This window comes from Brevundimonas vesicularis, from assembly GCF_014204545.1.
In the GTDB taxonomy this organism is placed as follows: Bacteria; Pseudomonadota; Alphaproteobacteria; order Caulobacterales; family Caulobacteraceae; genus Brevundimonas; species Brevundimonas vesicularis_B.
Genome location: NZ_JACHLJ010000001.1, coordinates 1,502,784 through 1,518,521, shown reverse-complemented (window position 1 = coordinate 1,518,521; position 15,738 = coordinate 1,502,784). Strand labels below are relative to the sequence as shown.

Annotated in this window: 11 protein-coding genes; 6 read left to right on the top strand and 5 right to left on the bottom strand. The window is 63.6% G+C overall.

What is annotated here, in order from left to right:
- Positions 1–170 precede the first annotated feature (170 nt).
- From HNP47_RS07610 to HNP47_RS07600, 3 genes are all read left to right on the top strand, one after another.
- The gene (locus HNP47_RS07610) at positions 171–2,069 is read left to right on the top strand and encodes a DEAD/DEAH box helicase (RefSeq protein WP_184278960.1); all 1,899 of its coding nucleotides are present in this window, start codon (positions 171–173) and stop codon (positions 2,067–2,069) included.
- Between the two features lie 47 nt (positions 2,070–2,116).
- Positions 2,117–2,440, top strand: coding sequence for an Mpo1-like protein (locus tag HNP47_RS07605; protein WP_066552492.1), 324 nt, complete (start codon positions 2,117–2,119; stop codon positions 2,438–2,440).
- Positions 2,441–2,523: 83 nt separating this feature from the next.
- Entirely contained in the window at positions 2,524–3,414 is an 891-nt protein-coding gene (locus tag HNP47_RS07600; RefSeq protein WP_184278959.1) for a hypothetical protein, read from the top strand.
- 74 nt (positions 3,415–3,488) lie between these two features.
- On the opposite strand, the gene HNP47_RS07595 is transcribed toward HNP47_RS07600, so the two are convergent.
- From HNP47_RS07595 to dusA, 3 genes are all read right to left on the bottom strand, one after another.
- Positions 3,489–4,046 carry a 3D domain-containing protein gene (locus HNP47_RS07595; protein WP_184278958.1) on the bottom strand — a complete coding sequence of 186 codons (558 nt, stop codon included), beginning with the start codon at positions 4,044–4,046 and terminating at the stop codon, positions 3,489–3,491.
- Between the two features lie 185 nt (positions 4,047–4,231).
- A complete protein-coding gene (locus HNP47_RS07590; RefSeq protein WP_184278957.1) occupies positions 4,232–4,900 on the bottom strand; it encodes a hypothetical protein in 669 nt (222 codons plus the stop codon).
- Positions 4,901–4,961: 61 nt separating this feature from the next.
- Positions 4,962–5,993, bottom strand: coding sequence for a tRNA dihydrouridine(20/20a) synthase DusA (gene dusA, locus HNP47_RS07585; protein WP_184278956.1), 1,032 nt, complete (start codon positions 5,991–5,993; stop codon positions 4,962–4,964).
- 684 nt (positions 5,994–6,677) lie between these two features.
- Here dusA and HNP47_RS07580 point away from each other — a divergent pair.
- The 3 genes from HNP47_RS07580 (at position 6,678) to HNP47_RS07570 (ending at position 12,449) form a co-directional block, all read left to right on the top strand.
- Positions 6,678–8,549, top strand: a complete 1,872-nt coding sequence (locus tag HNP47_RS07580) for an ATP-binding protein (RefSeq protein WP_184278955.1) — start codon at positions 6,678–6,680, stop codon at positions 8,547–8,549.
- Between the two features lie 206 nt (positions 8,550–8,755).
- Entirely contained in the window at positions 8,756–10,672 is a 1,917-nt protein-coding gene (locus tag HNP47_RS07575; RefSeq protein WP_260394648.1) for a methyl-accepting chemotaxis protein, read from the top strand.
- A gap of 283 nt (positions 10,673–10,955) precedes the next feature.
- Positions 10,956–12,449 (top strand): methyl-accepting chemotaxis protein, encoded by a 1,494-nt coding sequence (locus HNP47_RS07570; protein ID WP_184278954.1) that lies wholly within the window; start codon positions 10,956–10,958, stop codon positions 12,447–12,449.
- A 342-nt stretch (positions 12,450–12,791) separates the two neighbouring features.
- On the opposite strand, the gene HNP47_RS07565 is transcribed toward HNP47_RS07570, so the two are convergent.
- Together HNP47_RS07565 and HNP47_RS07560 are read right to left on the bottom strand one after the other, a co-directional pair.
- Positions 12,792–14,657, bottom strand: a complete 1,866-nt coding sequence (locus tag HNP47_RS07565) for an ATP-binding protein (RefSeq protein WP_184278953.1) — start codon at positions 14,655–14,657, stop codon at positions 12,792–12,794.
- Positions 14,658–15,081: 424 nt separating this feature from the next.
- On the bottom strand, positions 15,082–15,705 hold the full coding sequence (locus HNP47_RS07560; protein ID WP_184278952.1) for a response regulator transcription factor: 624 nt from the start codon (positions 15,703–15,705) through the stop codon (positions 15,082–15,084).
- Positions 15,706–15,738: the final 33 nt, after the last annotated feature.

Here is a 15,738-nt window from a genome sequence, read left to right as displayed (position 1 = left end):
CTGCGTCTTTCAGGTCAACGTCGCCTGAAGGAACAGGGTGAACGGCGTTTTCCGCCCCGCTTGCGCCCTTATTGATGTATAGAGCGCCATCATTCGCCCGGCCTGAGGTCTGACCTCGGCCGGGCGCGGTCGTTTCGGCGGCCGCCCTTGTCCGTTTGCCCAGGTTTTCCATGCCCTTTCCCGCCGTCCATCCTGCGCTCGACCGCGCCCTGATCAACAAGGGCTATGCCGAACCCACGCCGGTTCAGGCCGCCGTGCTGGAGGCGGAGCATGCGGATCGCGACCTGCTGGTCTCGGCCCAGACGGGTTCGGGCAAGACCGTGGCCTTTGGTCTGGCCGCCGCGCCGACCCTGCTGGGCGACAAGCCGATCTTCGGCCCCGGCGGCGCGCCGCTGTGCCTGGCCATCGCGCCGACGCGGGAACTGGCCATGCAGGTCGCGGCCGAGCTGCAGTGGCTGTACGCCGATGCCGGCGCCAAGATCGCCACCTGCGTCGGCGGCATGGATGCGCGCCGTGAAGCCCGCGCGCTGGGCTTCGGCGTCCACATCGTCGTCGGCACGCCCGGCCGCCTGAAGGACCACATCGACCGGGGCAACCTGGACCTGTCCGAGTTGAAGGTCGCCGTCCTCGATGAGGCCGACGAGATGCTGGACATGGGCTTCCGCGAGGACCTGGAGCACATCCTGGACCAGGCGCCGGCCGAACGCCGCACCCTGCTGTTCTCGGCGACCATTGCGCGCGACATCGCCACCCTGGCCAAACGCTATCAGAAGGACGCGGTCCGCATCGACGCGACCGACAAGACGCGCCAACACGCCGACATCGAATACCGCGCCTATCGCATTGCGCCCAATGAGATCGAGCACGCTGTGGTCAACACCCTGCGCTGGTTCGAGGCGCCGCGCGCCATGGTCTTCTGCTCGACCCGCGACAGCGTGCGTCACCTGCAGTCGTCGCTGCTGGAGCGCGGCTTCTCTTCCGTCAGTCTGTCGGGCGAAATGGGTCAGCGCGAGCGGACCGACGCGCTTCAGTCGCTGCGTGACGGCCGCGCCCGCGTCTGCGTCGCCACCGACGTCGCCGCGCGCGGTCTGGACCTGCCGGACCTGGGTCTGGTCATCCACGCCGAACTGCCGATGAACCGCGCCGGCCTGCTGCACCGTTCGGGCCGGACGGGCCGGGCGGGCAAGAAGGGCATCTCGGTCATGCTGGTCCCGCATTCGCGCCGTCGCAAGGCTGAGCGGCTGATGGACGAGGCCGGCATCGACGCTGTCTGGACCGGCGCCCCGACCTTCGATGAAATCCGCAAGGCCGACGAAGGCCGTCTGCTGTCGCCCGAGTTCTTCGAGGCTGACGTCTCCGACGAGGATATGGTCGTCGCCAAGCGGATGATCGCCGAGCGTACGCCCGACGAGATCGCCGCCGCCCTGGTGCGTCTGCTGCGCAAGGAACAGCCGGCGCCGGAAGAACTGTCCGATCCCGGTTCGGATCGCGGTCCGGCCAAGCGCGATCGCATGGTCCGCAACGATGACGGCACGGCGGCCCAACCCTGGCCAGGCGAGCGTCTGGGCGCTGACGACGTGGTCTGGTTCCGTCTGGACGTGGGCCGCAACAAGAACGCCGACCCCAAATGGCTGATCCCGCTGATCTGCCGCATCGGCGGCATTTCCAAGCCGCAGATCGGCGCCATCCGCACCTTCCCTGAAGAGACCCGTTTCGAGGTCGCCAAGACCCACGAGAAGGCTTTCCGCGAAGCCGTCGCCGCCTCCAAGGACGAGGTGAAGATCACCCCGTCGGAAGCCCCGACGCCGGGCTCGATGAAGGCCAGCCGCTTCGCCGGCAAGCCGCGCGAAGACGGCGATCGTCCCTTCAAGAAAACGCCCTACAAGCGCGCCGACGGCGGCGAGGGCGACGCCCGCCCGCCGTTCAAGAAGAAGCCCTGGGCGCCGAAGAACGACGGCGGCGCCAACCCGCGCTCGAACGCCTCGGGCGACAAGCCCTATGCCAAGAAGCCCTTCAAGGCCAAGCCGGGCTTCAAGAAGGACGGCTTCAAGGGCAAGCCCAAGGGCTGATCTTGCGGGCACTTGCCTGATCGTGGGCGGAGGCGCACCCTCCGCCCATGAGCACGCCGTCCGCACCTGAGGGCCGTTACGCCTCCTTCGAGGCCTTCTATCCCTATTACATCCACGAGCATTCCAACCGGACGTGTCGGCGTATCCACGTCGTCGGCACCTTCCTGGTGATCTCGGCCTTCGTCGCCTTCGTGGCGACGCGGAACGCCTGGTGGCTGCTGGCCATGCCGGTGCTGGGCTACGGCTTCGCCTGGGTCGGGCATTTCTTCTTCGAAAAGAACCGGCCCGCGACGTTTAAATATCCGCTGTGGAGCCTCATGGGCGACTTTCGTCTGTTCTTCGAGACGGTGACAGGCAAGCGCCGCTTCTGAGACCGCATTTCAAGCTGCACGGTTCGGCGAAACGGATTAACCTCCGCCTGCGGCATGGCGCCGCTGCTGCTGGAGGGAGCAACATGAGATCCATCGCTGTCATCGCCGCTGCGTCCGTGCTGCTCGCCCCTGGCGTCAGCCTGGCCCAGAAGAGCGGGGCCAAGCCCGACTTCACCCTGGACCCCAACTACGGCTCGGTGCGGCTGGAGACCGGCTTCACACCCGATCCCTGGACCAAGTCGATCCTGGCGGGCGGTTCGATCGCCGCCTCGGCCGCGCAGTCGGGCTGCGAGGGTAAGGTCAGCGCCGCGCCCGACCTGCAACTGAACTTTGAAGCCGGCGATCTGGACCTGACCATCAAGGCGGTCGCTAGCGAGGACACAACGCTGCTGGTCAACAGCCCCGGCGGCCGCTGGTATTGCGACGACGACAGCGGCGGCGACCTGGACCCGATGGTGACCATCTCCAATCCCGAGAGCGGCCGCTACGACATTTGGCTGGGCACCTATAACGACAACATGGTCCAGTCGACGCTGCAGATCAGCGAACTGGGCGGCACCGACACGACGGCGGGCGCGGCGCCCAACATCGACCTGGAGCCCAACTACGGCACGGCCAATCTGCGCGGCGGCTTCACGCCCGACCCCTGGACCAAGTCGATCCTGGCCGGCGGTTCCTCGCCCGCCTCGGCCGCCAAGTCGGGCTGCGAAGGTTCGGTCAGCTCGGCCCCCGATATCCAGATCTTCTTCGAGCCGGGCGACGCCGATCTGACGTTCCGCGTACGCGCATCGGAAGACACGACCCTGCTGATCAATACGCCCAACGGCCGCTTCTACTGCGACGACGACGGCGCGGGCGGCGTCGATCCGAAGGTGACGATCACCAATCCGCAGAGCGGCCGATACGACATCTGGGTCGGCACCTATAACGGCTCGATGGTGCAGTCGACGCTGGAAGTGTCCGAACTGGACTGATCGGCGCAAGGCTTCAGACACGAAAACGCCGGCTGACCTTCGCGGTCAGCCGGCGTTTTTCATGATCGGTCTGATCAGTTGGAAGCGGTGGTCCAAGCCGGGGGGCAACCGTCGAAGTCGCCGGCGTCCACGATCGTCAGGGTGCGCATGTTCAGGCGCTGCGCCTGGTTCATCGAGCCGCGACCGTTGCCGGTATAGAGGTCGATCTTCTGGCCCCTGATCGCGCCGCCGGTGTCCGAGGCGTACCAGTAGCCGTCGTGGATCGAACCGTCGGCCAGGCGCATGCCGACCGTTTCGCGGATGAACAGCTTGGTGCGGCGCGGGATCACGCGTGGATCGACCGCGACGGTGCGCATGGCGATCGGACGGCAACCCAGCGAATCGTTGCCCGTCGCGCCGCCGCCACCTGCGTGATAGAGGCGCGCCGACGCGCGCCAGTCGGGATCGGAGGCCATCAGCTCGGCCTGTTCGGCGTTCAGAGCGGTCTCGACTTCATCGGAACCGACGACGGCGGCAGGGGTTTCAGTCCTGACTTGATCCGCCGCTACGACGTCATTGTAGGGGACAGGCCCGCTCGTCACAGACGATACGGCAGCCCAAAGCATGGCGATAGCAGCGGAGGCGCCGATCATGAGTTTCGCTCAGGAGACACCGGCTCCCAACGCCGCCGGCGCTGGCCTTGTCGCGTTAACCTGTGGCGAGAAAGTGGCGAAACCCGCCTTGGCGCCGTCCGTTACGATTTGTTTCTAGGTTAACGACTTGTTTTGCATAACCTATTTATCCCCAGCCTTCGCGCCTAGGGACGACGCCCCCGGCGTCAGAACTTGAAGTTGAGGCCCGCCTGAAGCACCGGCAGGACCTTATAATCGTCTGCCTCGGCCTGAATTTCACGCTCTTCCTGGTCCAGACGCAAGCGGAAGGTGGGATCGTTCGACAACGTCCCGCCGCGGGCGTCCAGGTTCACTTGCGGCGCATCGCCAAAGGCCGCGCCGGCCAGAATGCGGAAGCCGAGCCTTCCGCCGCGCGTAAAGGTGTTGTCATAGCCTAGGCCGACGAAGGGCGCGGTGCTCTCCAGGTCGATGCGGCCGGTCAAGGTTCCGACCTGGGCCGGAGTGAAGGTCGCCCCGCCGACATTAACGCTTCCGGTGGGTGTGGCGTCCAGATCGACCTTGCGATCGCCGAAATAGGCCCCGCCCGAGATCAGAAAGCCGTTGCGGAACGGATGCAGGTCCACAAAAGCGCCCGGCGACTTGAAGTCGATGTTGGCGTCGTAATCGATGCCCTTGTAGGTCTGGTCCCGATCCCATTTGAGCACGTCATAACCGCCGCGCAGCACCACGACCGGGCTGAGCGCGAACTGGGCCTGAAGGCCGGCGCCCGGCGTGCCGACCTGAGCGCCGACGGCGAACCGGCCGTCAGCCTGCGCCAAGGCCGAGGTGGCGGGCAGGGCGGCCGTGATGACGGCGGCGATCAGCAGGGTCTTCATGGCGTGCGGGTCCGAAACGGCAGGGTTCTCTTAACCTTGCCGGCCAGCTCTGAAGATTGGGTTACGCCGCCCAGTCGCCGGGCGCCGTGTCACGCCTCGCCTCTGCCTCGCGCACGGCCTCCGCCGCGCGGTCCAGCACCTCCAGACCGGCGCGGGGCTTGATCGCCTCGACCGTCAGGATGCGACGGAACGCCCGCGCGCCCGGCCGGCCGTGCATCAACCCCAGCATATGCCGCGCCATCGCGGGCAGGGCGACGCCCTCATCCAGACGCGCGGCCATATAGGGCCGATAGCGCTCCAGCGCGGCGAAGGCGTCGGTGTCCTCGACCGGCTCGCCAAACAGGCGACGATCGGTCTGACCCAGAATGGCCGGCTCGTGATAGGCGGCGCGACCCAGCATGACCCCGTCCAGCTTGACGCCGTCGATCTCGGCCAGATGGGCCTCGGCCGCGTCCATTGAGGCGATGCCCCCATTGATCGAGATGTTCAGATGCGGCCGCTCGCGCTTCAGCCGGCGCACCAGATCGTAATCCAGCGGCGGCACGTCGCGGTTCTCCTTGGGCGACAACCCCTTCAGCCAGGCCTTGCGCGCATGGACGACGAAGACCTCGATCCCGACGGCCGCGCAGGCGTCCACCGTGGCGAACAGACTGACGGCCGGGTCCTGATCGTCCACGCCGATGCGGCATTTGACGGTGGCGGGCACGCTAACGGCTCCCTTGATCGCCGCCATACAGTCGGCCACCAACCCCGGCTCGCGCATCAGACAGGCGCCGAACCGACCCGACTGCACCCGGTCCGACGGACAGCCGACGTTCAAATTGATCTCGTCATAGCCGAACGCTTCGCCGACTTTGGCGGCCTCGGCCAACTGCACCGGATCCGACCCGCCCAGCTGCAAGGCCACCGGATGCTCCAGCGCATCAAACCCCAGCAACCGCTCGCGATCCCCGTGCAACACCGCCGGCGCCGTCACCATCTCGGTATAAAGCAGCGCCTTGTCCGTCAGCGCCCTGTGGAACGCCCGGCAATGCCGATCGGTCCAGTCCATCATCGGTGCAATGGACAGCGTGCGGGAGAGATTCAACGACATTTCCGGAACTATATCAAAACGTTATTTCGTTTGCGTACTTAGTTTTCGCCGCGTTGCGACGTATCTTTCCAGCTCTTCGACGTCTTGGAGCATTCAGGCGCAGGCGCGAGACGACCTATTCGAAACGCCCGTCCAGAACATGGCGGGCCATGTCGAGAAGGCCGCTATATAGGCTAGGCCTTCCTTGAAGGCGATGATGCATGCCGATGAGGCGCCGACTCTGCGCATCGCCGCTCATGACACGATATGACAGCTTGGCTCCCGCAGTTCCTGAAAGTGGTCGACGATCGCGCCAACGACCAGTCTGTCCGGGCCGGACCCCGAATGAGCGGGCTCCGTCTTACCGCTTACACGCAAGTGGTCGGAGCGGCGTTCGCGGTTACGCTTTGAGAGCTTGGAAGCGCTTTGAGCCTAAAGCGTGGGCGCCGTTCTGTGCGAGGTACCGTAATTTCACGAGGTAGCCGCTTTGCAGTTCATCTTTAATGTTCGGGCCATCACCATCCATCCAAGAGATGAAGCCTTGGCCAAGCTCATTATCGACCTTCCGAAGGCTGTGATTTCGATAAAGTTCGACACGCATTCCGTCTTGGGTCGCAGCGCTTTTGAGCAACGACTGCTTCGACCGTTCCAAGCACGCGTATCGTCCAGAGGCATGTGGGCGGTGCAGAATTCGACCACGCGATAATGATCCGCCTGTTCAATACCCGAAAATCGCTCAACATCCGCCGCCATTGGTCGCTATGGGCTGGCGCGGCCGCCACGCCTGTCGCGCTGCTGGTCGTCGGGTCCATTCTGCTGCATCAGACCAGCGTCCAAACCGACAAGGCCAGGCAACTGACCCAGGCGGTCCGCGCCCAAACGCTTGCAGAAGAAGCTCGTGGCGTTTTGCTGACGCTGGAATCGAGCCAGCGCGGCTATCTGATCACAGGCAACGAGGCGCACCTGGAGCCCTACGATAAAGAAATGCGGAGGTTGGAGCCGATCGCGGCGGACCTGAGGCAGGCTCTGAGCGGCGACAAGAGGCAGTCGGATCGCCTGCTCACACTCGCTGCTGTCGCCGGCCTGCGGCTCAACATTATGGAACAGGCCGTCGCATTGCGCCGGGCTGGACGGGTGTCCGAAGCCAGTGAACTCGTCCAACGGGACAACGGACGCCGCTTGATGGCCGAGCTCATGAGGGAGCTCGATGTCCTCATCCAGACCGAGCGCATCAAGGCCGAACGACTGCGGGCCGAGCGGGTCGCCGCCGGCAACAATGTCACTGCTGGGGTTTGGTTTACGATCCTGGCGCTGCTTGCGGTTTGGGCGGCGTCGACCTGGGTAGGCGCCCGGGCCATGCGCGCCGCCGAACGCAGCCGGCTTGAAGCGGAGCTGGCGGACCGCAGCAAGTCCAGTTTCCTGGCGATGATGAGCCACGAGTTGCGCACGCCGATGAACGGCGTGCTGGGGATGGCCCACTTGCTTGAGTTGAGCGAACTGACGCCTCAGCAGTCTGAGCGGGTCTCTGCCATCAAGACGTGCGGCGAGGGCCTGATGGTCGTCCTGAATGACATTCTGGATCTGTCCAAGATCGAGGCCGACAAGCTCGATCTTGAGGCTGTGCCATTCGATATCGTTCAAGTTGCGCGCCACGCGGTGATGCTTTGTACGCCGGCTGCTGAGTCCAAGGACCTCTTCCTCGACCTCCGCGCTGGCGGCCTCGATACCCTTTTTGTGAGGGGCGATCCTCATCGGGTCCGCCAAATCCTCGCCAATCTCATATCCAATGCGGTGAAGTTCACCGACCGCGGCGGTGTGTACGTCAGGCTTGCGAGCACGACCGAAGGCGACCAGCGCCATCTGTCGATCACGGTCGCCGACACGGGGATCGGCATCAGTCCTGAGGCTCAGAAGCAGCTGTTTGAACCATTCAGCCAAGCCGATGCCTCCATCACCCGCCAGTTCGGAGGTACGGGTCTGGGTTTGGCGATCAGTCGTCACTTGGCTCGCCTGATGGGCGGCGACATCGTGGTGCAGAGCCAGCACGGAGCAGGCTCAGCCTTCACCTTCAGCGGTGTGTTTGAAGCCGAGCTGCAATCTGCGGTCGATGCGCCTAAGAGTGGACTTGTCGAGATTGCGCAGCCCTCCGAACGGCCGCTGAGCGTTTTGGTCGCCGAAGACAATCCGCACAATCAGGCGGTCGTTCGCGCCTTCCTCGAAGCACTCGGCTGCGACTGCCACATCGTCGGCAATGGGCAGTTGGCGATTGAAGCGGTCGCGGATCGAGACTTCGACCTCGTCCTGATGGATATCCAGATGCCTGTCGTCGATGGGCTGTCGGCCATGAAGGCAATTCGCAGCCTGCCCCGCGATCGCGGCCGACTGCCGATCATCGCGCTGACCGCAAATGCGATGGCCGGAGATCGAACACGCTTCCTCAGCGAGGGCTTTGACGACCACGTGGCAAAGCCGATTGAACCGACGCGCCTGGCCGAAGCCTTGGTCTCGGCGACGAAAGTCCAGCGGCCGGAGTTGTCAAAGACATCGGACTTAAGCCTAGAGGTCATGTATTATTAGAGCCAAGTAAATGACTAGGTAAAGTTCGCGCAATCACGTTCAGCTATCGGTTTTTACTAAATATATGGACTGAGTGGGTTCGAGCCTTAAATCCAAATTAAATCATTGATCAGTAAGAACAGCACAGCTGCAAGTGCGATATGAGTCGAGTGCAGGCGTTAAAACAAACTGTGCTGGCTAAAGCATAAGAGATAGGAAGACCTGCGTTGGACAATTTCAAGATTTCCCACAAGATCGCACTCGTCTTCAGCGCGGTGCTGACTGTCGTTATCGGTGTGGCGGTGGTGGTGATGACCCAGCTCTGGGCGATCCAGGACGCGACCAAATGGAATGATCACACTCATCAGGTGCTTGCTCTGGCCGAAAAGGCGGGCGCTGGCATGATCAACCAAGAGACCGGTTTGCGCGGCTTCGTAATCGCCGGTCAGCAGCAGTATCTCGAACCCTACAAGGCCGGCGTGGAAAGCTTCTCCGCAGCCATCCAGAGCCTGAAGGTCGAGACGAAGGACAATCAGGCCCAACAGGTTCGCCTGGACAAGGTGGCGGCCGACGCACAGCGCTGGCGCGAGCTGGTCGCGGAACCTCAGATCGCCGCGATGGCCTTGCCGGACGGCGGCGCGAGCGCCCGTCGCTTGGCGCAGTCCGGAGCCGGCAAGGCGCAGATGGACATCATTCGCAACGAGTTGGAGGCGGTCAAGGGCGCCGAGCGTGTCCTGCTGACCGAACGCAGCAAGGCTCAGGAGGCCGCGATAACGACGAGCCATGTGGCGCTGGTCTTGGGCGCGCTCATATCGGTCATCTTGGCTGGAGCTTTGGGCTGGCTCCTGTCGCGCTCCGTGGCCGCTCCCATCGGCAAGCTTACAGCGACGATGACCCGTCTGACCAACGGCGATTTCGAAACCACCGTGGAGGCCCAAGACCGCCGTGACGAGCTGGGGCTGATGGCTCGCGCTGTGCAGGTCTTCAAGGATGGCGGCCTGAAGCGGCTCGAGCTGGAAGCGGAAGCCGAAAAGTTCCAGCAAAGCCTTGATCGACGTCTGAACGAAGCCGAGGCGAGCTTTGAGGAAGCGGGACGTAGTCAGAAATTGGTCGTCGACCAGTTGGCTAAAAGCCTGGCCAGACTATCGCGAGGCGATCTGACCGCGCGTCTGGATCAGCCGTTCGCGCCTGAGTACGAGGGTCTGCGCAGCGACTACAACGGAGCCCTTACCAGCCTGAGGGAAGCCATGCTGGCGATCGCCGGGGCCACCGACGGTATTCGTGGGGGGTCTGACGAGATCGCGAGCGCTTCCGACGATCTGTCCCGCCGCACCGAGCAGCAGGCCGCAAGCCTGGAAGAAACCGCCGCAGCGCTCGACCAGATCACCGCCACGGTCAAACGCAGCGCTGAAGGCGCCAAGGAGGCTGCGACAGCGGCTTCGACCGCACGCGCTGACGCCACATACTCCGGCCAGGTGATGCGGGACGCTGTTCAGGCAATGAGTGAAATCGAGCAGAGCGCAAGTCAGATCACCCAGATCATCGGCGTGATCGATGAGATCGCATTCCAGACAAATCTGCTGGCGCTGAACGCCGGTGTGGAGGCGGCGAGGGCGGGCGACGCCGGACGCGGCTTCGCAGTGGTTGCGTCGGAAGTGCGGGCCCTCGCTCAGCGTTCCGCCGAGGCTGCCAGGGAAATCAAGACGCTGATCGCCGGCTCGACATCGCAGGTTGAGCGCGGGGTCAAACTCGTGTCCGAGACAGGCAGCGCCCTGGACGGCATCGTGGCCAAGGTCGCCGAGATCGACGTCCTCATTTCTGAGATGGCTCAATCCTCGCAGGAACAATCCGTCGGGCTCAGTCAGGTCAACACTGCCGTCAATCAGATGGACAATGTCACCCAGCAAAATGCTGCAATGGTCGAGGAAGCGACAGCCGCAGCCTCAACCCTCAAGAATGAGGCTCGCGAACTGGCGAGGTTGGTCGCCGGCTTCGAAACCGGTGCAGAAAGCTCGTCCACTGAAACGGAGCTTTCCGGCCATCACAGTCACAGCTTCAATCCCGTGGGTGAGGCGCATGCGCGCCTGGCGAACTTCGCTCTTCAGGCCGGCGACGGCGCGCTTCCCGCCCGTCGCACCGCTTAAGTCCTCGGGTGTTTGACTGGGCCTAACGCCCGCAGGATGGGCAGCCTTCCTGCGGGTGACGGGTGCGACGATGCCAGGCGTTGGCGAGCGCTAAGTCCCGGGCGGGCGTCCAGGTTACGACGTCGTTGCCCAACTCCGGGAAGGCTTCGCTGGTCCATCTGTTGGCGTCACAGCGCTTTTACAAGAAGTGATCATCCAGTCATGGTCGACACAAATAATGTTAAACTTTGCGCTTGAGAAGGCTCGACCCGCTTTGCGAATGCCGAAACGGTCGGAGGCCACGATGTTCAAGTTTGAATCCAAGGCACGCTCATCCGAGCGGGCTGCTATCGCAGAGCTGCGTAGTCTTGTCGCCGCTGTCCATCGTTCGCAGGCGGTCATTGAGTTTGATCTCAATGGCATTGTTCGCGAGGCGAACGACAACTTTCTTTCGGTGCTTGGATACCAGCTGGGCGACATTCAGGGACGCCACCACAGCATGTTCGTCGATCCGAACGAAGCGGCGTCGACTGGCTATGCGGACTTCTGGCGTCGTCTGAACGCAGGCGAATATCTGGTGAGCAAATTCGTCCGCTATGGCAACGGCGGTCGTCGTGTCGTGATCGAAGCTTCCTACAATCCCATCCTCGATGCGGAGGGGCGCCCGTACAAGGTGGTGAAGTTTGCGACGGATGTCACCGCCGTCGAAGAAGAGCGGGAGCGCCGCGTCACAGCCGATCGCCTCGCCGCCGGGATCCAGTCGGCGGTTGTGGAGGGGACCCGCAAAGGCCTGTCGGCCATGGCGGCGGGCGACTTGTCCTATCGCATTTCCGAACCCTTCCCCGACGATTACGCCGCCCTTCGGGACGACTTTAATGCAGCCATGACGGCCTTGGACGCAGCGGTCGGGATAATCAGCGGAAACGCGGGCGCGATCATGTCGCGGTCCCGAGACATCAGCGCCGCGACGCAGGACCTGTCGAGCCGGACAGATCAGCAAGCGAGCGCGCTGGAGGAGACGTCTGCCGCGCTCGAGCAGTTTTCAGCGACGGTCCGAAAGACTGCCGCCAACACCACTTCTACGGACGCCGTTGTAAACGGCACGAGCAGTCGGGCGGAAACGGGGGGCAGGGTGGTCCAAAGCGCAATCAACGCCATGTCCGAAATCGAGCGGTCATCGGACGAGATTGGCGACATCGTCGGGGTGATCGATGAGATCGCGTTTCAAACGAACCTTCTGGCGCTGAATGCTGGGGTCGAGGCTGCGCGTGCGGGCGACTCTGGCCGGGGGTTCGCTGTCGTGGCCTCCGAGGTCCGTGCCCTCGCCAAGCGATCCGCGGACTCTGCAAAGACAATCAAGGCTCTGATCTCAACCAGTTCTGCGCAGGTCAAGACGGGCGTCGCCCTGGTGCGGCAGACCGGCGACGCCTTTTCGGAGATTACCCAAGGCTTGCGCGAAGTCACGGCGCTGATGTCGGATATCAGATCGTCCGCCCAAGAACAGGCGGCGGATCTTTCGAAGGTCGATACGGCTGTCCACGCCATGGACCAAGTCACCCGGCGGAATGCGGCGATGGTGGAGGAGTCGTTGGCCGCCAGCCAGGCGCTGTCGGGTGACGCCGCACAGATGATCGAGTTGATCCGGCGCTTCCAGGTCACTGCGGAAACCGTCATGCCCTCATCATCCCCAGCCGCCGTCACGCGCGGTGAGGACCACATCCCAACGCACGAAGCCGTCAGACCCCGGCTGGTCGCCGTCGCGGGACGCGCCACGACCGCCGACTGGGAAGAGTTCTGAGCCTTCTTTCGCTCGAGCCCGCGATCACTCCGCTCCCGGCGTGCCAAAGCGGCACCCCGAAGCAGGCCGGGGTCGCCCCCCGAGAATTTAGGCGACAGGGCGAAGAGGCGACAAGACGATCACGACGTGGTCGCCGATGCAATTCAGGACAAAACAGAACGTCGGTGTCTTGGTCCCAAAGACGAGTTGCACCGGCGCTAATCGCTTCCCGGTGACCCCGCGCCGTGACCTTGCCATCGGGAGGGCTGCCCTAGGAGCAGATCGTCCGGCATCGTCGCGCAGTCAACGCCAAGTCGCACCTGCGCGCCGCCGAGCCAGACGGCGAAACGGGCCGAAGGGGCGTCAAACGGCTTCGCACGTCTGGAACGCCGGCACATCCATAGGCGCGCAACCGTTCGGAGCGCTCGTGGCGCCAACCTCGGGCTGCGCCGACTTGATCGTCGACAAGGCTGCCGTCAGATCAGAGATGCGCAGCGGCTTTGCGATAAAGGCGACAAAGCCCAGGCCCTGCGCCACTCGGCGGGTCTCCTCCGAGATGTCGCCAGAGAAAAGGGCCAGGGGACACTGCGGCCGTTGCAAGCTCGCTTCGTAGCTTCGGATTTCCGCTGCCGTCTGGAACCCATCAAGCCCCGGCATTCTGAGGTCCAGGAGCACGCCGTCGAAGGAGCCGGTTTTGAAGGCCTTAACCGCCTCCGCCCCACTGGCGGCGATGTGTGCTTGGACGCCCAGCGAAGAGAGGACGGTGGCCAGGACTTGGCGGTTGGCCGGATTGTCGTCGGCTGCGAGCAGCCGCAAATCGGATACCGAACTGTCCTTCGGGACAGTGGTGGTTAATCTCGTCGATTTGGCCGGACCATTCGTCTTGGCCAGTGGAAGTTCCAAGCTGAACAGCGATCCGACTCCGGAGGTCGACTCGACGCGGATTTTGCAGTCCATCAACCCGGCCAGCGACTGGGCAATCGACAGCCCCAGCCCGGTGCCGCCATAGTCGTGGCTGGTCGTCGCGCTCGCCTGCTGGAAAGGGCGGAACAGTCGCGAAACGATTTCGGGCGACATGCCCGGACCAGTGTCTCGAACCTCTAGCCGAAGCCGGCCCGCGTCGGTCTCGGATGCGGTTATTGAAACGACGCCTGCATCTGTGAACTTCAAGGCGTTGGACACGAGGTTCGATAGGATCTGGCCGATCCGGAGCGCGTCGCCCGACCAATTGGTCGCGCAGTCGGGATGGACGACCACCTCAAGGGAAACCGATTTGGCCTGTGCGACGGCCGAGAAGTTGGACTGGATCCGTCGCAAGACTGCGTCGAGTTCAAACGGCTCTACGACCAGGTCAAGGCGCCCGGCTTCGATCTTGGAGGCGTCCAGCAGATCGTTCAAAAGCGCGATAAGAACCTCTCCGGATTCTCGTAGGACGTCGAGCCGCGCTTGCTGATCCTTGTCGAGAGGGTGGCGCGCCATGGCCTCGGCCATTCCGAGGATGCCGTTCAAGGGTGTGCGGATTTCGTGACTGGCGACCGCCAAGGCCTTCGACTTGGCGTCCGCAAGGCGGCGCGCCTCACGTTCAGAGCGGATCAGGCCTCGCCAGGATCTCAGCGCATACAAGCCGCTCAGCAGCACGGTGGGCGCTGCGCCGGAGAAGAGGGCTATGCGGAGCCAGCCCAGGATCCGCATATCCCGTTGGCGGCGAGCCGCAGCTTCCTGCGATTCCGCTTGCTCAATGGCCTCGCCCAATTCGCGGACACCGGTCATGTCGGCGTCCCCGATGAACAGACCCGCGGGGTGTGGAGTGTTCGCCGCCGCCAACACGGCGGCCCGCGCGAAGTCCACGGCCTCGATCATCGCTGTGACACGCGCGGTTTGCGCCGGATCGTGACGTGTCAGGGCAAGAAGTTTCTCGGCTCTGGCTTCGAAGACTTTTTGGCGACGCTCCGCCTCTTGTCGAACGGTGTCGTCCCCGGTCAGCGCGAAGTGCCGCAGCTTGGTCTGCTGGTGGAAGGCGGCCGCCATGCTGTTTGCAGCGGCGCGGCCGATCTCAGCAGACCGTTTGTCCGCGCGGATGGAACTCTCGATCGTCAACAGACAGGCTCCGCCGATGACGGCGGCCAGGATCACCCCAAACGTGAGTAAAAGCGCGCCGTAGCGCGCCAGGAATTCGTCCAATCGGGCCAGAACGGTTGAGGAGGATCTGCGCAAGGTCAGGGTCGCCATAGGGAGATGATCCAGCCTGCAAGAGACAGTGGCATTCCAACTTTGAACCTGGGCTTGGACGGGTTGCGTTTCGAAGCCGTGCGCAGCGTGGCGCCAGAGCCTCCGCTACCGCTCCCGGTACGCTCGAGACTGCCCAGGGCATCATCGTGAAGGGGGAACACGGTCATGCCCCGAAGTTGGGAGAGGCCGTGGCCTCCTGGCGCACGCGCTCAACATGCCGTCTCGGCTTACGTCCAAAGTCGGAGATGTTCACGCAGAGCTCGTGGGCCCGCCGTCCAGGGGCAATAGGTCCGGCGATCTCGGGGCCGACGATCGTCGGCACGGTCAAAACTAGGCGCAGCATGGGTTACATCTTTGATGTCCGATGCCGCCAGATTAAACGCCGGCGCTCGAGCGACCAGATGTGGAAATTACGGTGGCGTACTTATGCTGCGGTCTTGAGCAGTCCTGCTTCCTGAGCCAGCAGTAGCGCGCCTGTGAGAGGCGCTCCCAGTTTTGTCGTGATATTTCCTCGGTGCATCTCGACCGTCCGGCAGCTGATATCCAGCTGATAGGCTATGGTCTTCGTCTGCAGGCCGGCGGCTATGGCCTGAAGCACTTCCACCTCGCGCGGACTGAGACGCGAAAGGACCTGCAGCCGATTACGCCGATCCCGTTCCGTGGCCAGTTGGGCCAGGTTGGTTTCGGCGCGCGCCAGAGCGGCGTAGAGCGCATCGCGCCGGAAGGGCTTGCCGAGGAAATCGACAGCCCCGTGGCGCATCGCTTCGACTGCATCGGGCAGCTGTCCTGCTCCAGATAGGAAGACGACCGACAGCGGCAAACCGCTGCGCACGATTTCCTTCTGCACAGACAAGCCGTCTCTTCCAGGCATGACTAGGTCGAGCAAGACCACCGCTGGCGGGATGTTCGCCAGATCCTCGATGAAGGCGGAGGAGTCGTAATAGGAGAGGACCGACGAGCCGCGCTCGCCCATAGCCAGCCTTATCACATTGTGGACGGCGGGATCGTCGTCCACGACAACCAATACATCGAGGCGGGGCTGGGTCATAGTAGAACGGTGAACGAGGAAGGTTAAACACTG